Source organism: Williamsia muralis, assembly GCF_051487485.1.
Lineage (GTDB): Bacteria > Actinomycetota > Actinomycetes > Mycobacteriales > Mycobacteriaceae > Williamsia > Williamsia muralis_B.
In genome coordinates this window covers 161,780-187,569 of the sequence record NZ_JAHVCV010000003.1, presented here as the reverse complement: position 1 = coordinate 187,569, position 25,790 = coordinate 161,780, and the positions used below count along the sequence as shown (strand labels likewise).

The 25,790-nt window shown below is 64.6% G+C and carries 25 protein-coding genes; 9 read left to right on the top strand and 16 right to left on the bottom strand.

The annotated features are described in order from the left end of the window. Positions 1–25: 25 nt before the first annotated feature. Together dxr and puuE are read right to left on the bottom strand one after the other, a co-directional pair. Complete coding sequence (gene dxr / locus KXR83_RS09250) at positions 26–1,192, bottom strand: 1-deoxy-D-xylulose-5-phosphate reductoisomerase (protein WP_437424597.1); 1,167 nt, start codon at positions 1,190–1,192, stop codon at positions 26–28. A 59-nt stretch (positions 1,193–1,251) separates the two neighbouring features. Continuing rightward, complete coding sequence (puuE, locus tag KXR83_RS09245) at positions 1,252–2,223, bottom strand: allantoinase PuuE (RefSeq protein WP_437424596.1); 972 nt, start codon at positions 2,221–2,223, stop codon at positions 1,252–1,254. A 150-nt stretch (positions 2,224–2,373) separates the two neighbouring features. Between puuE and KXR83_RS09240 the strand changes: the two genes are divergently transcribed. Together KXR83_RS09240 and KXR83_RS09235 are read left to right on the top strand one after the other, a co-directional pair. After that, positions 2,374–2,628, top strand: a complete 255-nt coding sequence (locus tag KXR83_RS09240) for a DUF2631 domain-containing protein (RefSeq protein WP_023963937.1) — start codon at positions 2,374–2,376, stop codon at positions 2,626–2,628. Beyond that, positions 2,610–3,332: an ankyrin repeat domain-containing protein gene (locus KXR83_RS09235; RefSeq protein WP_437424595.1), complete on the top strand. Its 723-nt coding sequence runs from the start codon at positions 2,610–2,612 to the stop codon at positions 3,330–3,332. Before KXR83_RS09240 ends, KXR83_RS09235 begins: the two co-directional genes overlap by 19 nt. Before the next feature lie 39 nt (positions 3,333–3,371). Here KXR83_RS09235 and KXR83_RS09230 read toward each other — a convergent pair whose 3' ends face one another. Next, entirely contained in the window at positions 3,372–4,424 is a 1,053-nt protein-coding gene (locus KXR83_RS09230) for a class I SAM-dependent methyltransferase (RefSeq protein ID WP_437424594.1), read from the bottom strand. A gap of 151 nt (positions 4,425–4,575) precedes the next feature. Next, positions 4,576–5,685 carry a 23S rRNA (adenine(2503)-C(2))-methyltransferase RlmN gene (gene rlmN / locus KXR83_RS09225; RefSeq protein WP_062797782.1) on the bottom strand — a complete coding sequence of 370 codons (1,110 nt, stop codon included), beginning with the start codon at positions 5,683–5,685 and terminating at the stop codon, positions 4,576–4,578. 108 nt (positions 5,686–5,793) lie between these two features. On the opposite strand from rlmN, the gene KXR83_RS09220 reads away from it, so the two are divergent. Beyond that, positions 5,794–6,189, top strand: coding sequence for a LapA family protein (locus KXR83_RS09220; protein ID WP_223249449.1), 396 nt, complete (start codon positions 5,794–5,796; stop codon positions 6,187–6,189). 45 nt (positions 6,190–6,234) lie between these two features. On the opposite strand, the gene KXR83_RS09215 is transcribed toward KXR83_RS09220, so the two are convergent. The 5 genes from KXR83_RS09215 to rpsB form a co-directional block, all read right to left on the bottom strand. Then, positions 6,235–7,146 (bottom strand): phosphatidate cytidylyltransferase, encoded by a 912-nt coding sequence (locus KXR83_RS09215; RefSeq protein ID WP_437424593.1) that lies wholly within the window; start codon positions 7,144–7,146, stop codon positions 6,235–6,237. A 7-nt stretch (positions 7,147–7,153) separates the two neighbouring features. Continuing rightward, positions 7,154–7,711, bottom strand: a complete 558-nt coding sequence (frr, locus tag KXR83_RS09210) for a ribosome recycling factor (protein ID WP_023963949.1) — start codon at positions 7,709–7,711, stop codon at positions 7,154–7,156. 76 nt (positions 7,712–7,787) lie between these two features. After that, positions 7,788–8,519, bottom strand: coding sequence for a UMP kinase (gene pyrH / locus KXR83_RS09205; RefSeq protein ID WP_023963951.1), 732 nt, complete (start codon positions 8,517–8,519; stop codon positions 7,788–7,790). Positions 8,520–8,667: 148 nt separating this feature from the next. Then, positions 8,668–9,492, bottom strand: a complete 825-nt coding sequence (tsf, locus tag KXR83_RS09200; RefSeq protein WP_023963953.1) for a translation elongation factor Ts — start codon at positions 9,490–9,492, stop codon at positions 8,668–8,670. Positions 9,493–9,546: 54 nt separating this feature from the next. After that, positions 9,547–10,386, bottom strand: coding sequence for a 30S ribosomal protein S2 (gene rpsB, locus KXR83_RS09195; RefSeq protein ID WP_030163598.1), 840 nt, complete (start codon positions 10,384–10,386; stop codon positions 9,547–9,549). A 341-nt stretch (positions 10,387–10,727) separates the two neighbouring features. Between rpsB and KXR83_RS09190 the strand changes: the two genes are divergently transcribed. Then, a complete protein-coding gene (locus KXR83_RS09190; RefSeq protein WP_437424592.1) occupies positions 10,728–11,282 on the top strand; it encodes a M23 family metallopeptidase in 555 nt (184 codons plus the stop codon). A gap of 13 nt (positions 11,283–11,295) precedes the next feature. Here KXR83_RS09190 and KXR83_RS09185 read toward each other — a convergent pair whose 3' ends face one another. Together KXR83_RS09185 and KXR83_RS09180 are read right to left on the bottom strand one after the other, a co-directional pair. Beyond that, a complete protein-coding gene (locus KXR83_RS09185; protein WP_437424591.1) occupies positions 11,296–12,222 on the bottom strand; it encodes a tyrosine recombinase XerC in 927 nt (308 codons plus the stop codon). An 86-nt stretch (positions 12,223–12,308) separates the two neighbouring features. Further along, positions 12,309–13,157 (bottom strand): siderophore-interacting protein, encoded by an 849-nt coding sequence (locus KXR83_RS09180; protein ID WP_437424590.1) that lies wholly within the window; start codon positions 13,155–13,157, stop codon positions 12,309–12,311. Positions 13,158–13,244: 87 nt separating this feature from the next. On the opposite strand from KXR83_RS09180, the gene KXR83_RS09175 reads away from it, so the two are divergent. Further along, positions 13,245–14,084, top strand: a complete 840-nt coding sequence (locus KXR83_RS09175) for an SDR family NAD(P)-dependent oxidoreductase (RefSeq protein ID WP_437424589.1) — start codon at positions 13,245–13,247, stop codon at positions 14,082–14,084. A 5-nt stretch (positions 14,085–14,089) separates the two neighbouring features. On the opposite strand, the gene dprA is transcribed toward KXR83_RS09175, so the two are convergent. From dprA to KXR83_RS09160, 3 genes are read right to left on the bottom strand one after another with little or no spacing between them, the layout of a single operon-like run. Beyond that, positions 14,090–15,229 carry a DNA-processing protein DprA gene (gene dprA, locus KXR83_RS09170; protein ID WP_437424588.1) on the bottom strand — a complete coding sequence of 380 codons (1,140 nt, stop codon included), beginning with the start codon at positions 15,227–15,229 and terminating at the stop codon, positions 14,090–14,092. 9 nt (positions 15,230–15,238) lie between these two features. Next, complete coding sequence (locus tag KXR83_RS09165) at positions 15,239–16,792, bottom strand: YifB family Mg chelatase-like AAA ATPase (RefSeq protein ID WP_437424587.1); 1,554 nt, start codon at positions 16,790–16,792, stop codon at positions 15,239–15,241. A 1-nt stretch (position 16,793) separates the two neighbouring features. Continuing rightward, positions 16,794–17,174, bottom strand: a complete 381-nt coding sequence (locus KXR83_RS09160; RefSeq protein ID WP_099384902.1) for a YraN family protein — start codon at positions 17,172–17,174, stop codon at positions 16,794–16,796. Positions 17,175–17,636: 462 nt separating this feature from the next. Between KXR83_RS09160 and KXR83_RS09155 the strand changes: the two genes are divergently transcribed. Together KXR83_RS09155 and KXR83_RS09150 are read left to right on the top strand one after the other, a co-directional pair. Further along, on the top strand, positions 17,637–19,073 hold the full coding sequence (locus KXR83_RS09155; RefSeq protein WP_437424586.1) for a condensation domain-containing protein: 1,437 nt from the start codon (positions 17,637–17,639) through the stop codon (positions 19,071–19,073). A 59-nt stretch (positions 19,074–19,132) separates the two neighbouring features. Next, on the top strand, positions 19,133–20,854 hold the full coding sequence (locus tag KXR83_RS09150; protein ID WP_437424585.1) for an MFS transporter: 1,722 nt from the start codon (positions 19,133–19,135) through the stop codon (positions 20,852–20,854). Here KXR83_RS09150 and KXR83_RS09145 read toward each other — a convergent pair. Next, complete coding sequence (locus KXR83_RS09145; protein WP_437424584.1) at positions 20,832–21,821, bottom strand: alpha/beta hydrolase; 990 nt, start codon at positions 21,819–21,821, stop codon at positions 20,832–20,834. The two genes, KXR83_RS09150 and KXR83_RS09145, sit on opposite strands and share 23 nt — an antisense overlap. 506 nt (positions 21,822–22,327) lie before the next feature. On the opposite strand from KXR83_RS09145, the gene KXR83_RS09140 reads away from it, so the two are divergent. Next, complete coding sequence (locus KXR83_RS09140; RefSeq protein ID WP_437424583.1) at positions 22,328–23,752, top strand: condensation domain-containing protein; 1,425 nt, start codon at positions 22,328–22,330, stop codon at positions 23,750–23,752. Between the two features lie 2 nt (positions 23,753–23,754). Beyond that, the gene (locus tag KXR83_RS09135) at positions 23,755–25,467 is read left to right on the top strand and encodes a DHA2 family efflux MFS transporter permease subunit (protein WP_437424582.1); all 1,713 of its coding nucleotides are present in this window, start codon (positions 23,755–23,757) and stop codon (positions 25,465–25,467) included. Here the strand turns inward: KXR83_RS09135 and KXR83_RS09130 are convergent. Further along, the gene (locus tag KXR83_RS09130) at positions 25,464–25,787 is read right to left on the bottom strand and encodes a DUF2469 domain-containing protein (RefSeq protein ID WP_023960295.1); all 324 of its coding nucleotides are present in this window, start codon (positions 25,785–25,787) and stop codon (positions 25,464–25,466) included. The two genes, KXR83_RS09135 and KXR83_RS09130, sit on opposite strands and share 4 nt — an antisense overlap. Positions 25,788–25,790 lie beyond the last annotated feature (3 nt).

The window sequence follows — 25,790 nt, the reverse complement described above, 5'->3', positions numbered from 1 at the left end:
GCTACTTACCCTTCTCAGAACCCTGCTAACGGTGCACACCGGCGACGAGCACACGAGCGCGTTCACGCGCCCAGGCATCGGCCGCCAGGACGTCATCCACCGTACCTGGGTCCTCGGTCCACTGATCCGCAGCTGCAAGCACCTCCTCGATGATCCCCACTATCCGGGGGAAGGTGATGGCACCTGCGAAGAACCCGTCGGCAGCTGCTTCATTGGCGGCGTTGAACACCGCCGTCAGCGATCCCCCACGCGTTCCGGCGTGACGGGCGAGATCGATGGCCGGGAACACCGCGTTGTCGACCGGTTCGAAGGTCCACGTCGCGGCGGATGAGAAGTCGCACGGCGTCGACGCCCCCGCGATGCGGTCCGGCCAGCCCAGGGCGAGGGCGATCGGCAGCTTCATCGACGGAGGTGACGCCTTGGCGACCGTGGCGCCGTCGATGAACGTGACCATGGAATGCACGATCGACTGGCGGTGAACCGTCACGTCGATGCGTTCGTATGGAACCCCGAACAGCAGATGGGCCTCGATCACCTCCAGCGCCTTGTTCACCAGGGTCGCCGAGTTGAGGGTGATCATCGGTCCCATCGACCAGGTCGGATGCTTACCGGCCTGCTCGGGGGTCACGTCCTCCAGTGCTGCGGCGTCCCAGCCGAAGAACGGCCCGCCGGACGCGGTGAGCACCAGTCGGTCGACCTCGGCAGCCGTACCGGCCCGTAGGCATTGCGCGATGGCGGAGTGTTCGCTGTCGACGGGCACGATCTGATCCGGCCCGGCCGCGGCCAGCACCAACGCTCCCCCGGCGACGAGCGACTCCTTGTTGGCCAGCGCCAATCGGGCACCGGATCGCAGCGCCGTCAGCGTCGGCCTGAGTCCGAGTGATCCGACCACGGCGTTGAGCACCACGTCTGCCCCGGTGGCCTCGACCAGGTCGCTCATGGCATCGGGCCCCGACAGCACGCCGGTCGTCCCGGTGACGGACTCGACGCGTGCGGCCGCATCGGGATCGGCGACGGCAACCGCCGAGCCGGGGAGCTGCCACTGACTGATCTGCTTCGCGAGCAGGTCGACGTTGCCGCCACCGGCGCCGAGGCCGGCCACCGCGAATCGGTCCCGGTTGGCTGAGATCACCTCCAGCGCCTGCGTACCGATCGATCCGGTGCTACCGAGGATGAGAACGCGTGTGGTCACCCACCCAGTGTGATCGATCCCCTACTACCCGCGCGACCACCTCGACGAGCGGGGACCTGTCACCCGCCGGCTCCCGGCGCCGGATGTCGCTCGGCCCAGTGGCGAGCGATGTCGACCCGCCGGGCGATCCACACCTTGTCATGCGACTGCACGTGGTCGAGAAAACGCTCCAGGGCTGCCGTGCGAGCCGGGCGGCCCGCCAAGCGGCAGTGCAACCCGATCGACAACATCTTCGGGGCCCCCGCCTCACCCTCGGCGTAGAGAACGTCGAAAGCATCGCGCAGGTGGGCGAAGAACTGGTCGCCCGAGGGAAAGCCGGCGGGTGAGGAGAACTTCATGTCGTTGGTGTCGAGGGTGTACGGCACAACAAGATGATCAACGGTGCGGTCTCCGGTACCGGGGTCGCGACCCGGGACGGTCACCTTGTCCCAGTACGGGAGGTCATCGGCATAACTGTCGGAGTCGTACAGGAAGCCGCCGTGCTCGACGACCAGCCGACGGGTGTTGGGCGAATCACGGCCGGTGTACCAGCCGAGCGGCGCGGTCCCGGTCAGTTCCGTGAGGATCTCGACGGCTTCGGCCATGTGGGCACGTTCGATGTCGGGGTCGACCATCTGATAGCTGAGCCAGCGCAAGCCGTGTGAAGCGATCTCGTCGCCCCGTTCGAGAAAAGCAGCGACGGCCTCGGGATTGCGCGCCATGGCTTGTGCGACGGCGAAGATGGTCAGGGGCAGTTCGCGGCGGTCGAATACGCGGAGTATTCGCCACAGGCCGGCCCGCGAACCGTACTCGTACAACGACTCCATGCTCATGTGCCGGTTGGGAAACGATTCCGCGCCAACCATTTCCGACAGGAACGTCTCACTCCCACGGTCGCCCTCGAGGACGTTGTTCTCCGAACCCTCCTCATAATTGAGGACAAATTGCACGGCGATGTTGGCCTCACCTGGCCACTGCGGATGCGGTGGGGTGCGGCCGTATCCGACCAGATCACGCGGATAGTCGGCGCTTACATGATTTTCCAGCGGCACGGCGTTCATTCTGGCACCGGGTCACCGGAGGCGCAGCGGACACGGCGCCGGGATGGGGCACGACGCGACCAACCCCACGTCGGCCGAGGCCCTACCGCCCACGATATGCTGACGCGGAATAACTGTCGGTCCCAACCATCAGGAGTAGCCGTGGCCAGCACTGAGGTCGAGTACAAGCGCGAGCCCGCGGATGCGCCGTCGGCCCGATTCGGCTGGCACGGCGAAGGTCTCAAGACTTTCAAGATCGCCGGATGGGTCTCGATCGTGGCGCTGCTGGTCATGATGATCGGAAATCACGAAGGCCACGTCGAAGACCTCTTCCTACTCGGCTTCGCCTTGCTCCTTGCCTTCATCCTGATCCGCGGCGAGATCCTCAGCCGCAGAAAATGGGCGATCAAGAAGTAGGCGCGGTCGAGTCCTCGCCCTCCCGCCTGCGACGGACACTGTCCGCCACAGCGGGATGCCTGATCCTCCTTTGCGCTGCGTGCACCGCCACGTCCGAGCCCCCTCGCGCCGACATCACCGAGCCGTCGACCATACGTACATCGGTCACCTCCACAACGCCCCCGACGGCACCGCCGGCGTCGACACCCAGCCCCGATCCCGCACTGGAGATCAGGGATGCCGACGGACGCACACCCTTGGTCGCGGCCACCAAGGCTGGTGATGTCGAGACCGCGCGACGACTGATCCTCGCCGGCGCCGACGTCAACGCCAAGGACGATCTCGACGATTCCGCGTATCTCTACGCGGGCGCCGAAGGCCTCGACGAGATACTCGTCCTCACCCTCGACCACGGCGCAGATGTGCGGTCGCTCAACCGATTCGGGGGCACCGCCCTGATCCCGGCAGCGGAGAAAGGGCATCCGACCACCGTGCAGTTGCTGATCGACGCCGGGGTTCCGCTCGACCACGTCAACTACTCCGGCTGGACTGCACTTCTCGAAGCCGTTGTCTACGGAGATGGTTCGGCGCCGTACCAGGACATCGTGGCGCGCCTGCTCGCGGCGGGCGCGGACCGCGACATCCGGGACGCGCACGGACGAACTGCCCTGGCCAATGCACGCAACCTCGGTCAGACCGACATCGTGCGACTCTTGGGTGGTTGACCGCGGCCGGCGTGGTCCCGTGGCATCACCCGATTGAAGTCATTGGAGCCGGTAGAACCGGAAGATGTCATGGTCGATGTCGAGCACGGAGGCCCCGTCCAGTCCTGCCGACCGCGCGTAGGCATCAAGCGTGGACGTCCGCATCACAGTTCCGGTGGCCGCGCTGTCCCCGCCGGACATGCTGTCGGGGAGGCAGCAACCGATCGAGAACCCGTACAGCAGTTGTTCCACCGGCCCGGCATCAGGGGTGAAGGAGTCAGCAGTTCGTTCATCCATCACGATGATCGGCGCGCCGGGTTTCGCTATTCGACGCATCGTCGCGAGGAACGACACCGGGTCCGAGAGGTCGTGCACGCACTCGAAGGCGAAGACCGCATCGTGGCTGTCGGAATCCAGTTCTGACTGAGCATCGGCCACGGTCACCGTGACGCGGTCCGACACACCGTACTCGGCAGCGTTGCGCTGCGCGGCGGCCACGGAGTCCATGTCGATGTCGTAGCCGTCGACTGTGACGTTCGGATATCCCACCGCGAGGGCGATCGACGACCATCCCTCACCGCATCCCAGGTCGGCGATACGCGCACCCGAGGTCAACAACGCATGCAGATCGGGGATTTGCGGAAGGAACTCAGAAGTCAACTGCCCCATGTACATCGGTCGGTTGGCGTACGACTGCGCCTCGCGGGCATCGGCGCCGAGTTGCTGCCACGACACACCGCCGCCACTGCGATAGGCCTGCAGCAGTTCCGACATCTGACTACCCGTGGCGACCGACAACCGCGCCAGCGGGGCGAGGTACGACAGGCTGTCGCCGTTCACCAGAACCTCGGAATACTCTGCGGGCAGCGCGAATCGGGTGACCTCGGGCCCGATGTCGACGACAACGTAGCCCGACACCGCCTGATGCTCGAGCCACTCTCGGGCGTAGCGTTCGGCTGTCCCGGATCGCTGTGCCAATTCGGCCGGAGTCAGCGGGCCTTCCTTCGCGAGCAGTTCGTACCAGCCGAGCCGGTCACCCAGATACAGTGCCTGCACCTGCTGGGCGCCGAGTAGAGCACCGAACACGTGGTCGGCGAATTGGTCCGTGGTCATGGGCGCCTGGGAAGTCATGGTCTCGTCTCACTTGTTCGGGCGTGTATGACGAGTACAGCATCTGACCGATGTACGGCGGGCCACTTGTCGTGCGAATGCCGCACACATGGTGCGTGACGCCGGCCGAAGACCGGGCCGGGTGAACGGCGCCTCAGCGCTCTTCGGCGGCGAGTTGTCCGCAGGCCGCGGCGATCTCCTGGCCACGGGTGTCGCGGACCGTACACGAAACACCCTGCGCGATCACGCGTCTCACGAACTCGCGCTCGACGGGCTTGGGGCTCGCGTCCCACTTCGAGCCCGGCGTCGGGTTGAGGGGGATCAGATTGACGTGTACCAGGGGTCCGAGTGCCTTGCGCAGCTTCTCCCCGAGCAAGTCGGCACGCCACGGCTGATCGTTGATGTCGCGGATGAGGGCGTATTCGATCGAGACCCGCCGACCGGTGGAGTCCGCGTAGTAGCGGGCGGCGTCGAGCACCTCGCGCACCGACCACCGGTTGTTCACCGGAACCAGGGTGTCGCGCAGTTCGTCGTCGGGAGTGTGCAGTGACACCGCGAGGGTCACGGTCAGTCCTTCGTCGGCCATCCGCCGGATGGCGGGCGCAAGGCCCACGGTCGACACCGTGACCGACCGCTGCGAGATCCCGAGGCCTTCGGGAGCCGGTGACGTGATGCGCCGGACGGCGTCGATGACCCGCTTGTAGTTCGCGAGCGGTTCGCCCATTCCCATGAAGACAACGTTGGAGAGACGCCCGGGGTCACCGAGCTCCCCGTCGCGCATGGACCGGGCGGCGGCGCGCACCTGGTCGACGATCTCTGCGGTGGAGAGATTGCGGTCGAGGCCGCCCTGACCCGTCGCACAGAACGGGCAGGCCATGCCACAGCCGGCCTGACTCGAGATGCACAGTGTGGTGCGATCGGAATACCGCATCAACACCGACTCGAGCAGTGTGCCGTCATGAAGTCGCCACAGGGTCTTGCGGGTGGTGTTGTCGTCACAGGCGATATGGCGAACCACTGTCATCAGCTGCGGGAACAAGGCCTGACCGACGGATTCACGCATGGCCGCAGGCAGATCCGTCATCTCGGCCGGGTCGGCGTTGAGGCGGGCGTAGTACTGGCGAGCCAACTGATCCGCCCGGAACTTGGGTAGGCCGAGTTTTGTCACTGCTGCGACCCGGCCGGCGGCATCGAGGTCGGCCAGATGCTGTGGCGGCTTGCCCCGTTTGGGCGCGTCGAACACCAGCGGCAGCGGACTTGTCATAACACAAGGGTGACGGACTGGGGCCACAGAAGCCAATTCGGCCCGGTGATGATGCCAATTCGATCACCGTCATTGTCGTTCGGTGCGCGCTGACGCACCATGGAACACATGACTTACCAACAGCCCGAGGGTTACCCGCAGGAACCCGCGTACGACCCGGCAACCACCGGCAGCGCGCCTCCCCCGGACTACACCGGCAGCGATGTCCCCGCCGCCGACCACCGTGAGGAAGAGCGGCGCAAAGCGCTCGACGACGTGAAGCACACCCGTACCCGCGCAGCCTGGGTCGGGCTCATCATCGGTGTCCTGGTGACTCTTGTCCTGCTGATCTTCATCTTGCAGAACCTCGACAAACAGCAGGTCGATCTCTTCTTCTGGAGTGTGAACCTGCCGCTCGGTGTGAGCCTGCTCGTCGCGGCGATCCTCGGCGCCGTCATCACCGCGATCATCGGCAGTCTTCGGATGTTGCAGGTTCGCCGGGCGGTGAAGAAGGCTCGGCCCTGAACCCGGATTCCACCGACCGCGGCTGAGTCCGCGGTCGGTGACCGGTCAGAGTAGCGCGCCCAGCACGGCCCACACCACGAAGGCCGACGGCAGCACCGAGTCGAGTCGGTCCATGATCCCGCCGTGTCCTGGCAGCAGCGTGCCCATGTCCTTGATACCGAGATCCCGCTTCACCTGTGACTCCACGAGGTCGCCGAGTGTGGCGCACACGACCAGCACCGGCCCGAGGATCAGTCCGATCCACCAGTGGGAGTCGACGAGGTAGGTGACGGTGAGGACGGCACCGACGATGCCGAACAGCATGGACCCGGCCATGCCCTCCCACGACTTCTTCGGGCTGATTGCGGGAACCATGGCGTGCCGGCCGAAGGTCACTCCCGCCACGTACCCGCCGATGTCGGAACAGGCGACGACGATCATCAGCGTGAAGACTCTTGCCGCACCGTGCTCTTCGAGCACCATCGAGGCACCGAAGGCACCCATCAGCGGCAGCCAGGCGAGCACCAACGTGGTGCCGGCGAGGTCCTGGAGGTAGTTCTGAGGCGCCGCCTGTAATCCCTGCGAGAGCAGTTTCCAGATCATCGAGACCAGGACCGTCGCGGCGAAGGCCACCACTGATCCGGTGATCCCCCAGGGCCAGCTCACCCAGATGATCGCCTGTCCGCCCACGAGGATCGGGATCAGCGCGACCTTGATACCGGCATCTCGGAATCGTTTGGTGACCTCCCAGCTGGCGACCGCGATGGCCACCGCCACGACCGGGAACCAGACCTCGGGGACGAAGGTGAGGATCAGGATCAGCGACACACCCAGAGCGCCCCCGACCCCGATGGCAGCCGGAAGGTTCCGGCCGGCCCGCGAGCTGGAGCCCTTGGGCTGCGGTCCTGGTGTGTCCTGCGGCCGATCTGTGTCGGTCACCGTCTGCCCTGCTCCCCTGGAACTGCGTGAAGTCGTCATCGGATGACTAGACCTCGAGCAGTTCGCTTTCCTTGTGTTTGACCAATTCGTCGACCTGCGCGACGTACGTCGACGTGGTCTTGTCCAGATCCTTTTCGGCCCGGGTCACCTCATCCTCACCGGCTTCGCCGTCTTTTTGGATGCGTTTGAGTTCATCGACTGCTTTGCGGCGCACGTTACGGATGGACACCTTGGCGTCCTCACCCTTGGACTTGACCTGTTTGACCAGTTCACGGCGTCGTTCCTCGGTGAGCTGGGGAATGGCGACCCGGATGATGTTGCCGTCGTTGGTCGGGTTGACACCGAGGTCGGAGTTGCGGATCGCTGTTTCGATCAGGCCCAGCGACGACTGCTCGTACGGCTTGATCACCACCATGCGCGGCTCCGGGGTGTTGATGGACGACACCTGGGTGATGGGGGTGGGCGCACCGTAGTAGTCGATGGTGACGCGGTTGAACATCGCCGGGTTCGCTCGACCGGTTCGGACCGAACCCATGTCGTCGCGGGCCACAATGACGGCCTTCTCCATTTTTTCCTCGGCGTCGAGCAGCGCGTCGTCGATCATGGTGTCCTCCGTTGTCGTGTGGTGGTGGTGCCGCGGCCGGCCCGTCTCCGCGACGACGGGCGGGCCGAGTCGCGGGTCAGGTGCTGACCAGTGTTCCGATCTTCTCACCTGCGACCGCACGGGCGATGTTGCCCTGCTCGAGCAGGTTGAAGACCAGGATGGGCATCTGGTTGTCCATGCAGAGACTGAATGCGGTGGCGTCGGCGACCTTGAGGCCCTGTTCGAGCACCTCGCGGTGGGTGATCTCGCGGTACAGGGTGGCGTCCGGGTCGATCCTGGGGTCGGCGGAGTACACGCCGTCGACGCCCTTGGCCATGAGAACCACCTCGGCCTTGATCTCGAGGGCGCGTTGGGCAGCGGTGGTGTCCGTGGAGAAGTACGGCATTCCCATGCCGGCACCGAAGATGACGACACGGCCCTTCTCCAGGTGCCGCTGGGCACGCAACGGAATGTACGGTTCGGCGACCTGCCCCATCGTGATGGCTGTCTGCACTCGGGTGACGACGCCGCGCTTCTCCAAGAAGTCTTGTAGCGCAAGGCAATTCATGACGGTGCCGAGCATGCCCATGTAGTCGGACCGGGCGCGCTCGAGGCCCCGCTGCTGTAGTTCGGCGCCACGGAAGAAGTTTCCGCCGCCGATCACCACGGCCACCTGTACACCGGTGTCGACCACCTCGGCGATCTGGTCGGCGACGGTGGACACGACGTCGGGGTCGAGACCGACCTTGCCGCCGCCGAACATCTCGCCGCCCAGCTTCAGGACAACCCGTTTGAACCCGGCGCGTTGAGCTGTGGCGTCGTCGGTCATGTGGCGTTCCTCCATGGAGCGATTGTGGGCGCGGCGGGCTGCTGGTGCCGGCGGGTCCGGGATGCGTCCCGGGTCCGGCCCAATCCTAAACGAGCACAAAAGAACCCCGGCGAATCGATTGATTCGCACGGGGTTCTCTCATGAAAACTCAGGCCTGTCCGACCTCGAAACGAGTGAAGGACACAACCTGTGCCCCTGCCTCGTCGAGGACGGCCTTGACCGTCTTCTTGGATTCCTGGACCGACGGCTGGTCGACCAGCACGACGTCCTTGAAGAACCCGTTGAGCCGACCTTCGACGATCTTGGGCAGTGCCTGTTCGGGCTTGCCCTCCTCGCGAGCGGTCTGCTCGGCGATGCGACGCTCGGAAGCGACCACGTCCTCGGGCACCTCGTCACGCGAGGCGTACTTGGCGCGCAACGCAGCAACCTGCATGGCTGCTCCACGAGCAGCTTCCGCAGCCTCGGGGGTGTCGCCGGTGTACTCCACCAGGACGCCGACGGCAGGCGGCAGATCCGAAGCCCGCTTGTGCAGGTAGGACGCCACATTGCCCTCGTGGTACGAGACCCGGTTCAAGACCAGCTTCTCGCCGATCTTGGCGGAGAGCTCCTGGATCAGCTCGTCGACCGTCTTGTCCCCGACGCTGGTGGCCTTGAGGGCCTCCACGTCGGACGTCTTGGCGGCGACAGCAGCGTCGAGAACCTGAGCGGCCAGCGCCTGGAACTCGTCGTTCTTGGCCACGAAGTCCGTCTCGGAGTTGATCTCGATCATCGCGCCGTCTTTGGCGGCGATCAGACCTTCAGCGGTGGACCGCTCGGCACGCTTGCCGACGTCCTTGGCGCCCTTGATCCGCAGTTCTTCGACGGCCTTGTCGAAATCGCCGTCGTTGTTGGCCAGCGCGTTCTTGCAGTCGAGCATGCCCGCGCCGGTGAGGTCACGGAGCCGCTTGACGTCAGCGGCGGTGTAATTCGCCATGGGTGGGCGAGCCTCCTGTCGATTGTGTCGGGGGTGATGCGAAAGCCCGAGGGATCAGGCCTGCGCTGGGGTTTCGGCCTGCGCCGGGGCAGCTTCCTCGGTGCCTGCGGCCGGTGTGGTCGCCTGGGTGAGCAGTTCCTGCTCCCATTCGGCCAGCGGCTCGGTGGCGCCACCTTCGGGCTTGGCGTCGGCATCGGCACTCTGGCCGGCGCGAGCCTGCAAGCCCTCGGCAACCGCCGAAGCGACGACGCGGGTGAGGAGTGCGGCGCTGCGGATGGCGTCATCGTTACCCGGGATCGGGTAGTCGACGAGGTCGGGATCGCAGTTGGTGTCGAGGATGGCGATCACCGGGATGTTCAGCTTGCGAGCCTCGGAGACCGCGAGGTGCTCCTTGTTGGTGTCGACAACCCAGATGGCCGAAGGGACCTTCGACATGTCTCGGATACCACCGAGGGTGCGATCCAGCTTGGTCATCTCACGCGTGAGCATGAGGATTTCCTTCTTGGTGCGACCTTCGAAACCGCCGGTCTGCTCCATGGCCTCGAGCTCCTTGAGGCGCTGGAGACGCTTGTGCACGGTGGAGAAGTTGGTGAGCATGCCGCCGAGCCAGCGCTGGTTCACGTAGGGCATGCCGACGCGCAGCGATTCGGAGGCGATGGATTCCTGAGCCTGCTTCTTGGTTCCGACGAAGAGGATGGTGCCGCCGTGGGCAACCGTCTCCTTGACGAACTCGTACGCCTTGTCGATGTACGTCAGCGTCTGCTGCAGGTCGATGATGTAGATGCCGTTGCGATCGGTGAAGATGAATCGCTTCATCTTCGGATTCCAACGACGGGTCTGATGCCCGAAATGAGCGCCGCTGTCCAGCAGCTGCTTCATGGTTACGACAGCCATAATTCACTTTCATTGCAGTTCACGCCGGCGCCCGGTTGGTCGTCGGCCCTGGCGCCTGGCACGTGTGGAACCCCCGGTGAAGAACGATCACCGACGAGGACTGCCCACACGCTGTCTCGGCCGGCATGACGCTGACCGACTGCAGACGCGCGAAGTCACTCCCGCCGCAGCGAGAGCGCCATATGAGTCTACGCGCGTGAGGGCCCGACACGAAATCGCTTCCCGGACCGAAGCGGGCCCGATGTCAAGGCCTCGGAGAATATTGGGGACAAAGAGATCATTCATGCACATCTACGCAGGTCATCGCGTGATTGGCCCACAGATCCAGCAGTCTCGGACCCATGGCTTTCTGGTGGGCACTGTGTCGCGTGACAGCGCTGTTGGGCGTGATCGTTGCCGCCGTACCGCTGCTCGCGCTGCAGTCCCAGCCGACAGCACGCGCCGCACCCGCCTCGGCTCCGGCGCGTGGGTTCACCTGGCCTCTGATCCCGACTCCCCACGTTCTTCGCACCTTCGAGCCGCCCACGCAGCGCTGGCTGCCCGGCCACCGCGGTGTCGACCTTGCTGCGACGTCAGGCGCCACCGTTTATTCGGCAGGCGACGGGGTGGTGCATTTCGCGGGCTCCGTCGCAGGAAAGTCGGTGGTGTCGATTCGGCACCCGGACGGGTTGTTGACCACGTATGAACCGGTGAAGTCCTCGGTGCACGCCGGTACGCCGGTGGCCCGCGGCTCGCCGATGGGGGTGCTCGAGCCCGGCCATGAGGGCTGCGCTCGTCCGTGTCTGCATTGGGGAGCCCGTCGCGGAGCCGGCGCGTCGGCGACATACCTCGATCCGCTGGCCTTGCTCGGTGTTCTGCGGGTGCGTCTGAAGCCCCTCGAGACAGGCGACGCGTGAGGCCGGGCCGCCGTCAAGCCCTGGGGTGCGCCTGATCGTGGACCTTCCGGAGACGTTCGACGCTGACGTGGGTGTACAGCTGCGTGGTCGCAAGGCTCGCGTGGCCCAGCAGTTCCTGCACCACGCGAAGGTCGGCGCCTCCTTCGAGTAGATGGGTCGCCGCACTGTGGCGCAATCCGTGCGGACCGAGGTCAGGGGTGTCGGGCAGGCTCCGCAGTATCTGGTGGACCACCGTGCGGGCCATCCGCTGATCGAGCCGTCCGCCTTTGGCCCCGACCAGCAACGCGTTGCCCGCCTTGGGTTTCGCCAGCGCCGGCCGCCCTGATCTCAGCCACGTGTCCAACGCAGCGGCTGCGGGGCCGCCGAACGGCACCGTCCGTTCCTTGTTGCCCTTACCGATGACCCTGACGACGTTGCGTCCCGTGTCGACGTCCCCGATATCCAATCCGCACAGCTCCCCCACCCGAATGCCCGTGGCGTACAACAATTCAACGATCAGTTGGTTCCGCTGGCCGATGGGGTCAGCCGGGTCGGACGGGTTCTGCGAATCGCCGGCAGACGCCGGTTGCATGGCCGCTTCCGCCTGCTCTGTGCTCAACACCCCCGGAAGGGTGCGATGAGCCCGGGGTGCCTGCAGTCGGGTGCCCGGGTCTACGGCGAGGATGCCCTCGCGGGTTGCCCAGGCCGTGAAGCGTTTAGCCGACGACGCCTGGCGCGCGATGGTGGTGCGGGCTGCTCCCGCCTTGCTGTGCGCCGCGAGCCAGGCGCGCAGCAGACCCAGGTCGATCGCCGTCGGAGCGATGCCGCGGGCACCCGCGAAGCTGATCAGCGACCGGATGTCACCGAGGTAGGCGCGCACGGTGTGGTCGCTGTGCCCGCATTCGAGGCGCAGATAGCTCTCGTACTCGTCGATGATCGCGGCACTCACCGACTCAGCCAAGCGATCTCGGACCTCTACTGCAAGACGCCACACCCGACCGTGCGGCTTTTGTGTCCCGATCGCACCCGTGCGCGGGCATCAACGGGTCAGACTGCGCTGCCTGCCGCCTCTTCCTGCTTCTTCAGTTCGGCTTTCCATTGCCGGAAACCTTCTTCTGTCCGGCCACGACGCCAATACCCCGAGATGGAAGCGTGCGATGCCGGGACGCCGCGCTCTTTCCTGACATAGGCGCGCAGATTGTGCATGACCGCCTCTGCTTCGCCGTGGATGAAGACCTGAACCGTGCCCGGCAGCCACTCTGCCTGTTTGACGGCCGCGACAATGGGAGCGTTGGCGCCGGCTTTGTCATCCCCCACCTCATCCGACGAGCCGTCCCGGTGCAACCAGGTGATCTCCGCGGTGTCGGGGGCTGCGATGTCGACGTGATCGTCCGGCCCGGCGACCTCGATGAAGGCCTTCACGACGGCGCCGTCGGGCATCGATTCCAGGGCCGCGGCAAGCGCCGGCAATCCTGCTTCATCGGAAGCGAGCAGATGCCAGTCGACGTCGGTTCTGGGGCGGTATCCACTGCCGGGGCCCAAGAACCGCACCACATCGCCTGGCTGTGTGGATGCCGCCCATGGCCCCGCGAGTCCTTCGGTGCCGTGCACCACGAAATCGATGGCCACCTCGCGGGCCACCGTGTCGACCCTTCGTACCGTGTAAGTCCGCAGGACCGGTTGTTGACCTGGCTCGAACTCCTCCCGGATCCGCTCGAGGTCGAACGGTTCGGGATACCGGACGCCCTCAGGCGGAAACAGGATCTTGACGTACATGTCGGTGTCGTCCACCGGTGTGAACTCGTCGAACCCGGGACCGCCGAGATACACCCTCACCATGTGAGGGGTGAGTTGTTCGGTCCGTTGCACCGTCATGGTGTTGAGCTTCTTGGCCACGCGTTGGTTCCTCTCATCGCATTCGAACCCACGGTACCGGAAAGGTAGGTGACCCTAACTTCGGCGATCCGATATACCGTCGCTGCCATGCCCACCATATTGATCACCGGCGCCTCCCGCGGTATCGGACGCGCGACCACGCAGCGCCTCGCGAATGCGGGCTGGAACGTATTCGCGGGAGTGCGCGACGACGCCTCCGGCGCCGAGTTACGCGCGCTGGCCCCCGGACTGATCACACCCGTGGTCCTCGACATCACCGACGCCGACCACGTGGCAGACCTGGACCGCGTGTTGCCTGCCGAGCTGGACGCGGTTGTCAACAATGCCGGCATCGTGGTCGGCGGTCCGGTGGAAGCCGTGTCACCCGAACAGCTCCGACACCAACTCGATGTCAATGTCATCGGTCAGCATGCCGTCACCCGCGCGGTGCTGCCCCGGCTCCGGGCCTCCCGTGGACGAGTGCTGTTCGTGTCGTCGGTCAGCGGCCGGATCGCCACCCCGATGACAGGTGCCTACAACGCGTCGAAGTTCGCTCTCGAGGGCATGGCCGACGCGCTGCGAATAGAACTGCGGCCGTGGAAGATTCCCGTCGTGCTGATCGAACCAGGCCAGACGGACACCGACATCTGGCGCGACGCCGAATCCACTCTCGAAGACCTGGTGAGTGACATGTCGCGCGAACACCGTGCTCTCTACGCCAAACACATTGCCGGATACCGCAAGTCAATTCCCCTTTCGCAGAAGGTGGCGGTTCCTGCAGACGCTGTCGCCGCTACCATCGAATCCGCCTTGACGGCGCGGCGGCCGCGGGCCCGTTACGTCGTCGGTGCCGCGAACAAGGTTCAGGCGACGATGGTGGGCGCCCTACCGACCCCGGTCGTCGATCTGCTCTTACGAACCGTCGTCGGCGTTCCCCGGCGGCCCTGAGGCACTCACCGCGATCTGGCCAGTCTCCACCCGGATCCGTTGGTGCTCAGCAGGCCTCGCGTTTCCAGGATGGCCAGCGCAGAGCGCACCTCGCGTACGTCGAGTCCACTGGCGAAAGCGATCTCGCCGATGGTCAGTGATCCACGCGCAGGCACCGCGTCATAGGTTCGTTGCTGGGTGTCGTCGAGGCCGTCGGTCGCTCGCATCGCTGGCGTGCGAGCCTCCGGACCGGTCACACCGTCGGGCTCGGCCAGCCGGATGATGTCGTCTGAGCTGGTCACCAGTTGCGCCACACCGTCGGCAATCATCCGGTGGCATCCGATCGACGTCGCGGACGTGACCGGCCCTGGGACCGCACCCAGAGGCAGCCCCAGCTTCCGAGTCCACGCGGCTGTGTTTGCCGCGCCGCTGCGCCCGCCTGCCTCCACCACGACGACAGCCCGCGACAATGCCGCCACCAGTCGGTTCCGGGTCAAGAAGCGATGCTTGGCCGCCGTTGTGCCCGGGCGGTATTCGCTGATCACCACTCCGGTGCGAGCGATCTCTGCGATCAGCCTGGCGTGACCGGCCGGGTAGTCACGGTCGAGTCCGCATGCGAGTACGGCCACCGTGGTCCCGTCTGCGGCCAACGCACACCGGTGCGCCACGCCATCGATGCCGTAGGCACCGCCGGAGATCACCGACCACCCTTCGCCGACGAGACCGCCGGTGAGTGACGAGGTGACGTGCTCGCCGTAGCCAGACGCCGCTCGGGAGCCGACCAACGCCACCGAGCGGTCGACGGCGCTATCAAGCCTTGCCGGGCCACGAGCCCACAGCGCCAAGGGCTCACCGCCTTTGGCCGCGGTGTCCGCCCGGCCCAGGGCGAGAAGCTGCCAGCCGGGCCATTCGTCGTCCGCGGGGGTCACGAGCCTGCCTCCGAGTCGGGCGATCGCGGACAAATCTTCCTCGGCGGTGTTGACCTGGTGGCGAGCGGCCGTCGCCCGCAGCACTTCTTCGTGCCCGGGCGGCACCGACTGCCGTGACACCGCGCGCGCCGCCTCGGTGACCCCCGCCTCCGCAATCAACCTGTGCAGAGCGGCGTTCGGTGGCTCGGCCACACCGGCGAGGTATGCCCAGTCGAGTCGTGTCTTGTCGTCGAGCATGTTGTCCCCTCAGTTGTATCCGCGATCGCGGAACATCAATGCCTGCGCCACATGGTTTTCGGTCGGCTGGTCGGCTCCGGAGAGATCGGCGAGCGTCCACGCCAGGCGAAGTGCCCGGTCCGCTCCGCGTGCCGTCACCCGCCCGTCTCGCAGGAACAATTCGATCGGCCTGACCACCGAACCCGGCAAGCGAAAGTCACCCCGCCGCAGTACCGACCCCGGCACCTCGGCATTCGTCTGCCACCCGTGTGCCAGCCAGCGCTCGCGAGCAGCGGCCCGCGCCGCCATCACACGCTCGCGGACAACAGCACTCGATTCCGCGGGCCCGCCCGCCAGCGCCGCTGTCCCGGGAGGATCCATCCGAACCCGGATGTCCACCCGATCCATGAGTGGCCCCGACAGCTTGCCGAGATAACGACGACGTGCAGTGGGTGAGCACACACAATCCACGTCGTTCGCCGGAGCGCACGGGCATGGGTTGGCCGCCAGTATCAGCTGGAAGCGAGCAGGGAATCGAGCCACCCCGTCGCGTCGCGCCACTCGAACTTCGCCGTCCTCCAACGGAGTTCGCAGCGTCTCGAGCACCTTGACACCAAGCTCCGCGCACTCGTCGAGGAACAGGACGCCGCGGTGCGCCCGCGACACCGCACCGGGTTTGGCCATCCCCGTACCCCCGCCGATCATCGCAGTCACCGTCGTCGAGTGATGCGGAGCGATGAACGGCGCATCACGAATCAACGGTTGGTCAGCCGGCAACCCACCCGCAATCGAATGAATCGCCGTGACCTCCAACGCCTCAGCCTCGTTCAACGGCGGCAAGATCCCCGGCAACCGCCGCGCCAACATCGTCTTCCCAATCCCCGGCGGCCCCGTCAACAACAGATGATGCGCCCCCGCAGCAGCAACCTCCATCGCATACCGCGCCTCATCCTGACCCACGACATCACATAGATCCGGCCCCGCCGCCACCGACCGGACCGGCTCCCGCGGACCCACCGTGTCCAGCACAAACGTTCCCTTGAGCCAGGCAAGCACCTCCCGCAGATGACTCGCCCCACCCACCTCTACCCCCGACACCAACCCCGCCTCGGCAACATTGCCCAACGGCACCACCGCATGAGTGAAACCCGCCTGCCGAGCCGCCACCACCGCAGGCAACACCCCACGCACCGGCCGAACCCGCCCATCGAGCGCCAACTCACCCAAGAACACAGACTTCTCCAAATACTTAGGCGCATAATCATTTCCCGCAGCCAGCACCGCCAAAGCCAACGCCAAGTCGTACATCGACCCCGACTTGGGCAACGTCGCAGGCGACAACGCCAACGTGATACGACCCTCCGGCCACTTCGCAACAGCACTTTCGTCCCCGTCAGGACCCTTACTCGCCGCGGCAGTGTTGGTGATCGCCGCGCGCACGCGATCTTTCGCCTCCTTCAACGCCGCATCCCCCAGCCCCACCAGATGCACACCCGGCAGGCCCTGACCGATCGACGCCTCGATCTCCACCACCACACCCTCGACACCATTGATCGCCACCGACCGCACCCGCCCCAACTTCACCTCAGAACACCCCTCGCAAATGCGAAATCGACACACAGTCCTTCGAATCGAGTTGCACAGCAACCACATCAAAACGCACAACCGGCCAACGCCGCCCCTGCTCACGCAGCCACACCCCGGCCAACCGGCGCATCCGCTGATACTTGGCCACCGTCACCGCCTCCGCCACATCGCCGTACAACGACCCGGTCCGCGTCTTGACCTCCACCACCACCAACGCATCACCATCAACCGCGATCACATCCAACTCCCCATAACGACAACGCCAATTCCGCTGCACGAGGGCCCACCCCAAACCCACGAGATACTCCGCCGCAGCGTCCTCCCCCAACTGACCCACCTCACGCCGCGAACGACGCACACCCCCACCTGACTGATCCATACCGAAAACATCCCAAACCCACACACACCCACAGACCCCAGAACACGCCGACCACCACCAGCCTGTGCACAACCCACACACTGTGGACAATTCATGAATGGAATAGGCAATTTCGCATCGTGAATACCGACCGAATGGCAGCGAACCCAACATTCCCATCGGGTTCAATTTCGAACAGATCGGCGCTTTTGGAAAATGCATTCGCGAGAAAAGGATCGTTCACACGCAATAGTTTCTGAGCATTCCGGTTGCCCGACCACCAGGGAATCTGTACCGTCATCGACGAGAGCCGCATCGTTGTTCGGCACTCAGAGCACAATGACATCGAATTGTCTTCGGGGGCGTAGACATTACGGACAATACGACGTCTCGAGCCAAAAACGCAGCACTACAGCCGACAATATTTGTCGGCGCCGTTTTGATTGCCTCCGCGTTTTCGGCCCAGGACGTCCAGGAGATGACATGGTCAATTTCGGTCTCATCGATGATTGGAAGCCGCCTGCCGGCAGAGTGACCATTTGGTCGGCGTCTTTGGCATCGATCACACAGGCACAGCAGGCGCCCATTCACCCCACGCCACCCTCACACCAGCAGGAAGAGTATCTGCGGACTGCAGCTTGTCGGCAGAACTCGCAGATCAGGTCGTCGCGGCTGTATGTCGGCACCTTCGATCAAGATCACGCGCTTGATCACGCCGCCATGACCACAGCCGTCAACGCCTTCCTGCGGCGGCACGACACTCACCTCAGTTGGTTCTCCATCGAACCCGATGAGTCCGTCGCCCGTCGCGTCATCGATCCCGCGACAATTGATTTCATTCCGCATCACCACGATGTCATCGGCGACCCCGACGAGATAAGGGAACTGGTACAACGTGAGACGCCGGGCCCATTCGAGTGGGATTGCTTCACATTCGGCACCATCGAACACGACTGCGGCTTCACCATGTACGCCGCCATCGACCACCTGCACTCCGACCCGATTTCACAGGCGATCTCACTTGTCGACGCCATTGCGCTCTATGACAATGCGCGGCTCGGCCGCGACAACGATCTCGCTCCGCCCGGCAGCTACATCGAATACTGCCATCGGGAACGAACAGCCTCGGCTCAGCTGTCACTGGACTCCCCGCCTGTGCAGCGATGGATCGAACTCGTCCAGGCCAATGGCGGCCGCCTCCCGACCTTTCCACTGGACCTCGGCCAGGAAAGTACAGAAAACGCGCGGAGCGCACACCTGACGGTCACATTGTTCGACGAACAGGACGCGAAGACACTGGTCCGGATCTGCCGGGACAGTCGTGCAGGGTTCATCGCGGCGGTACTCGCCGTCGCCGGACTCGCTGCGCACGAGTTCACCGGCAATCCTCGTTATCTGGCGATCACGCCCAAGAGCACACGGACAACTCCTGCGGAGTTCAGCGCGGTCGGTTGGTTCACCAGTCTGATTCCGGTGCCGATCGACATCGATGAGTCGTCGACGTTCCGCACTCTGGTTCGCCAAACACAGGTTGCCTACCTGGCCGGACGCAAACTGTCCGACGTCTCGTTCCATCGAGTGCTCGAACTCGCCTCCGGCGAACCAGACCTCGGCATCAGAACCGAACCCGGATGGTCGGTGCCGATGGTCTCGATCATGGACGCACGTCGACTACCGGGCGTTTCCGAGTTCGAGTCCATCAACGCAAGGTTCTACGGTAACCGCGGTACGTCGGACGAGGTGTACACGTGGGTCAACCGATTCGCCGATGAGACATCGATGAGCCTGTTGTTCCCTGACACCGCGCAGGCCCGGGCATCGGTGGACATCTACGTGGACCGGGTACGGCAGATCTTCAAGACGATCATCTCCGAGGGCGACTACGCACCCAGCCCAGGTGTTCGTCAGGTGACAGCTTGAGGCCACGGGCTCCGCTCCTCGCTCCCACCACGACTTCTTGTCCCCGGGAAGATCCACCGGTGGCGTCTGCACGGAGAGCATCGTGGCCGGCTCTGGCCTGCTGTCTCATCGCAGTGTCCATGCAGATGGTCGACATGACGATCGTGAACATTGCCCTACCCAGCCTCGGGTCCGGACTCCACGCCTCTTCCGGCGAACAATTGCTTGTACTCAGCGCGTACACACTGGCTTTCGCGTGCTTTCTGCTGACCGCTTCCCGCCTGGGCGAACGGTGGGGCCGTCGACGACTGTTCATCGGAGCTCTCGCGGGGTTCACGGTGGCATCCGTGCTGTGCGGGACCGCCACCGGCGCAACAGAACTCATAGTGTTGAGAGCTGTTCAGGGCGTTTGCGCGGCACTGGCATCGGCGCAGACCATCGCGATCATCTCGGCCTCGTTTCCCAAGTCCCGGCATCCAGCGGTGTTCGGCATCTATGGCGCGACGGCCGGAGTCGCCGCCATGCTCGGACCGACGCTCGGGGGCCTCCTCATCTCAGCAGACGTGTGGGGGCTCGGCTGGCGCATGATCTTCCTCGTCAACCTTCCCCTCGGCCTGATCGCCTGCGTCGTGGGCCATCAATGTCTTCCGGCCCTTCATGCCACCACCCGTCCGGGCCTCGATCTCCCGGGAGTCGCGCTGTCGACCACCGGGTTGTTCCTGCTCGTTCTTCCACTGGCCACGGGGCGCGAGCGGGGTTGGCCCACCTGGCAATTGGCGATGCTGGTGGGGTCGGTGGTGGTGCTATGCCTCTTCATCGTTCACCAGCACCGCCTCGGCAGACGGGGTGGCCATCCCCTGCTCGACCTTCAACTGTTCACCCTCAAGTCGTTCGCCGTCGGATCAGTCCTGTCGCTGCTGTTCTTCGGTGTGTTTGCCGCATTCTTCTTCACCGTCTCGGTGACCGCACAATTCGGCCTCGGATTCTCACCGTTGCGAACCGGCCTGCTCACCCTCCCTTTTGCGATCGGCGCCGCGGTCGGTTCGGTTGTCTCTCCGCTGCTCGTCAGAAGAATCGGGGCACTGACACTGACGACGGGAGCCGTCTTGTTCAGCGGGTCACTCATCTACACCGCCGTGATCATCGACCCCGCCGCCGGCATCGAGGTGTCGTCGATCATGCTCCCGTTGGCCGTCGGCGGCGTGGCCATGGGACTCTTCGTCGCGCCGTTACAGGCGACGATGCTATCGGACACCTCCGAGCGGACCGTCGGCTCCGCTTCGGGGACCATCCCCACCGTCCAGCAGATCGGAGCATCCGTGGGGATGGCGGTGATCAGCCTGCTTTTCTTCGCCGCAGTTGTCGCACAATCGGAACGGGCTGTGCACGAGGCGCAAAGCAGTCTTTCGCAGAGTCTCAGTGCGTCCCAGGTGGCTCCACCCGCCAGGCCGTTCGTCGTTCAGGAGTTCGGTCGCTGCGCCGCTGCCCAGCTGGGTTCAGCACACCCGGACGCGCCCGGCCCAGGGTGCCCCGGCGCAGACGATGTCATCCAGCCGTACGCGGACGGGCCTCGTTCCGCCGTCGCAGCCCAAGCCGAACCTGACGTCAGCGCAGCGGCCCGCCAGGCCGCCTCGCACACCTTCCTGGCGGCCTTCACGGCCGTTCTGTGGACCCTGGCGGCGATCTCGGCGGCACTCGCCGGTCTGACCCTCGCCCTGCGCAACCATGGACGACGTCGGGTCGACCGCCAGTCGGCCGCACAGTCAGCCCCGACGCCGGCTAGCGGGTCAGGGCCGCGTTGATCATCGGCCAGGACTTGTGAAGATCGTCCTGCCAGTAACCCCAGCTGTGGGTACCGGTTGATCGCAGATCGACTGTGGCGGGAATCCCCAACTGCTGCAACCGGTCCCGCATCTTGAGTGTGCAGCGGTTGGTAGCCGTCTCGATGACCGCACCTACCGCGATCTGCTCGGCGAGCTTGGATCCGTTTCCATTGATGCCGGGTCCGTCGATCACGTCGTACTGGCCGGGCAGACCCGTACCGTTCGAGATGTAGATGGCTTTGCCGCGCAACTTCTCGGCGTTCACATATGGGTCGTTGCGAACCCATTCGGGATCGGTCGGCGGGCCCCACATGTTCACCGTGTTCCCACCGCCACGGATCTCGACGGTCAATCGGACGTAGGCCTGCCCTTCGGGGTCGCTGGTCATTGCGCAACCGCTGTACGAGCCGACGGCGCGGTACAGATCAGGGGACTTCAGGGCCAGCTGGAACACCGAGGTCCCGGCCATCGAGATACCCGCGATGGCGTTGCGCCCGTTGCCGTTCAGGAGCGCATCCATCAGCGGCGGTAGCTCCTCGGTCAGATAGGTGGCCCACTTCTGGCGACCGAGTTTCGGGTCGTTATTGCGCCAGTCCGCGAAGTAACTCGCCGCTCCACCCATCGGAACCACCACATTCACGTTGCGGCCCTTGAAGAAGGATGCGATATCGGTCTGATCGAACCAGCTGCTTCCGCCGTCGCCACCAGCTGCTCCGTTGAGCAGGTACATCGTGGGCGCAGGAGTCGACCGGTCCTGCGCCGGAAGCACCTTGACCATCAGGTCCGCCCGCATCGCGGCCGACCTCACGGTCACGTCCACGACCCCGTCGAGCTGTTCGACGACGTTCACCACACGAGAACCGTCGGCCGAGGTCGTATCGCCGACAATTGGTTGCCCGTCAGGCTCGGCAATTGCCGATCCCGAGCCGAATACTGTCAGGACCAATACGGCCGCCACAAATGTGACAACAGTGGTTTCTACATTTCGATGTGTGAGACGAGGTGTACCACCGATGCGCCACTTCACGAGAATCCTCTCTGGTGCGGCATCACAGGGTTCACCCGACAGTTGGGCACGTCAGAACCCATGGCGCCGCCACGACTTTGGCACATCCAACCACGGCGCCACTGCGCCACGGGTCGCAGACGGTACAACCCGCCTAGATCTTAAGGAAGATTTTTTGTTGTGTTAGATCTTTATTTCTCAACAGCTGTTGTCATCCGTTAATCTTCGCTGTAGTTTCACGGGTGCACGACAACGCGACGAAGGGTCGGGCCGAGGCGTCTTTTAGACGTCGTAGCGCGGATGTCGAACAAATTACTTGAAATGCATTTGGCATTTGTGTTGCGAATTGCCGCACACACAAAGCCGCCTGCTCGCAGTCAGTGCAGCGTTTCACCATTCGCCCCGGCCACCAGTGCGCTTTTGCGCTACTTCGACAGGAGCTGAACATGGTCAATTTCGGTCTGATCAACGAGTGGGAACCAGCCACGGGCCAACTCACGAGCTGGGTTGCGTCCCCTGCCTCGCTGGATGAGGCGAAGGGCGCTCCGGTGCATCCCACCCCGGCCTCACATCAGCAGGAAGAGTATCTGCTGACCGCCGCCCGGAACGAGACGGTCGGCTTCCGGTTCTCCCGATTGTGCCTGGTGGCGTTCGACTTTCAGACTCCGCTTGACGTCGATGCCATGACCCGGACGATCAACACGTTCCTCCGCCGGCACGACACCTTCCACAGCTGGTTCTCCTGCGAAGCCGACGGATCGATCGTTCGGCATGTGGTCGACCCCAGCGTCATCGACTTCCGACCCACCCCACACGGCGAGTTCGACTCCCCCGACGCAATTCGCGCGCACGTCGAGACCGAGACCCCCGGACCGTTCAACTGGGATTGCCTCACATTCGGCACAATCGAACACGCGACCGGTTTCACTTTGTACGCGGCGTTCGACCACCTGGTGACCGACGGCATCTCATCCGCACTCACCGTTGTCGAACTCCTGCAGCTGTATTCGAGTGAGAGCCAGGGAACACCGAGCGGTCTGGCCGACGTCGGCAGTTATGTCGAATATTGCGCCAGAGAACGCGCGGGTTCTGCCTCGTTGACGCTGGAGTCGCCTCACGTCCAGCGCTGGATCGATCTGGTCCACTCGAACGCGGGTCGGCTCCCCACCTTCCCTCTCGACCTGGGCGTCGCCAGTGCCGGCTATGCGCGCACCGCGCACCTGTCGACGACGTTGTTCAGCGAAGCCGACGCCGAGAAGTTCGCCACGGTGTGCCGTGACCACGGCGCCGCGTTCACCCCCGGAGTGCTCGCGGTTGCCGCACTGGCCAGCTATGAGTTCACCGGAGCGTCGAACTATTTCGGCCTGACCCCCAAGAGCACTCGCTCCACCCCCGCCGAATTCAGCTCGATCGGCTGGTTCACCAGTCTCATCCCAGTGCCGGTCACCGTGGACGAGTCCTCGACCTTCACGTCCATCGTCGGAGCCGCTCAAGCTTCGTACGACTCGGGCAAAGAGCTCACCGACGTCTCGTTCCACCGTGTGCTGCAACTTGCCGGACCAGACCACGGGGTCAATGTCGACCCTGGGTGGTCGGTGCCGATGGTGTCGTACATCGACGTCCGGAAGCTGCCGGGCGTCGATCTGTTCGACGCCATCAACACCGGGCTGTTCGGTAACCGGGGAAGTTCAGAAGAAGTCTTCCTCTGGATCAACCGCTTCAACGATGCGACGACGATCAGTCTGCTCTTCCCGGACACCGATGAGGCACAGGCTTCCATCAAGTTGTACGTCGACCGGCTGTCGGAGATCTTCACCACCATCGCTGCGCACGGCGACTACAGCCCGTCGGTGGCGGCCCTGGCGACATAGCAGTGTCCCTACCGGAATCTCTTGCGGTACAGCCACAACAGGCCGAGATCGCGCCGCGGCGGGCCTGGCTGGCATTTGCAGCCTGCCTGATCGCGGTGTTCATGCAGATGGTCGACACCACCATCGTCAACATCGCGCTGCCGAGTCTGGCCACCGACCTCGACGCGTCCTATTCGGCGCAACTCCTCGTCGCCACGGTGTACACGCTTGCGTTCGCCTGCACCCTGATGACGAGTTCGCGTCTGGGTGAGATGTTCGGCAGGCGCCGGGTGTTCCTGATCGCACTCGCCGGCTTCACCGTGACGTCGGTACTGTGCGGAACCGCCACCGGGGCAACCGAGTTGATTGCGCTGCGCGGCGCACAAGGCGTCAGCGCCGCGGCGGCGTCGGCACAGACGATCGCGATCATCTCCGTGTTGTTCCCGCGCGTCAAACACGGCGTGGTGTTCGGGATGTACGGCGCCACCGCGGGGGTGGCAGCGATGCTGGGCCCCATGCTCGGGGGCGGTCTCATCGCCGCCGACATCTTCGATCTGGGCTGGCGAACCATTTTCCTCGTCAACCTCCCGCTCGGCATGATCGCCTGCGTCCTCGCCTATCGCTATCTACCGGATGTCAAAACCGGCGAACGGGAGCCGTTGGACGTCACGGGGATGGTGCTCTCGAGCGCAGGGCTCTTCCTGCTCATCTATCCCTTGGCGCTCGGACGCGAGAAAGACTGGCCGATATGGCTTCTCGCGATGCTTGTCGTATCGATCGTGCTCCTGACGGCGTTTGTCTTCTACGAGCGCCGACTCCAGCGCCGCGGCGGAAGCCCCCTGCTGCGACTCGATCTGTTCCACAACCGGAACTTCACGGTCGGCGCCGTGTTGTCGCTGGCATTCTTCAGCGTCTTCGCCGCATTCTTTTTCACCGTGTCCATCGCAGCCCAATTCGGTCTCGGCTACTCGGCGCTTCGAACAGGCGTATTGACCTTCCCATTCGCGGTTGGTGCCGCAATAGGTTCGCTGATCTCCCCCATCTTGGTCGGGCGCATCGGTGCCCGCACCCTCGCGCTGGGAATGGTCGCGTTCGCAGTGTGTCTAGGCTGGACCGCCACCATCATCGATCCTGCCGGTGGCTCCCTGGACATCGCGGTGCTCGTGACGCCACTGTTGATCGGCGGCGTGGGCACCGGTTTGTTCGTCGCGCCGCTGCAGGCGACCATCTTGTCCGGGACCACCGAATCCAATGTGGGCTCGGCATCCGGTTCCATTCCCACCATCCAGCAGATCGGGTGCTCGATCGGGCTCGCCGTGATCAGCATCGCGTTCTTCAATCAGGTTGCCGCACAGTCGCCGTCGGCGGTGGATCAGGCCGCCTCCTCGCTGTCGCGGGGATTGGACACCACCTCGGTGGCTCCCCCGTTCCGGCCAGTGGTCGTCGATGAGTTCTCTCGGTGCGCGAATCTGCAGCTGTCATCGGCACATCCGGAACAGACCCCACCTGGGTGCGGCACAGCCGACGCTCAGAAGCCGGCGACACCGGGCGATATGCGGGCAACGGTGGCCGCTGCTGCCGCACCAGAACTCAAGATCGCCGCACGGGAAGCCGCCGCGCATTCGTTTCTCGCTGCACTGTCGATCATCTTGTGGGCGATCGCCGCAACGGCTCTTGCCCTCGCGATGATCAGCCTGCTACTCCGACGAACCGAAGCCGTAGCCGTCCCCCGCTAGTCGCCGAGCACGCCGTCCTCGGGCAGACGCAGATCCTGTTTTTCCAGTTCCTCGATGTTGACGTCCTTGAACGTGATCACCCGTACCTGTTTCACGAACCGAGCAGGGCGATACATGTCCCAGACCCACGCGTCACTCATCCGGACCTCGAAGTAGACCTCGCCGTCCGCATTACGGGGCACCATCTCGACCGCGTTGGCCAGATAGAACCGACGTTCTGTCTCGACCACGTAGGTGAATTGACCGACGATGTCCTTGTACTCGCGGTACAGGGACAGTTCCATCTCGGTTTCGTACTTCTCGAGATCTTCGGCGCTCATTCC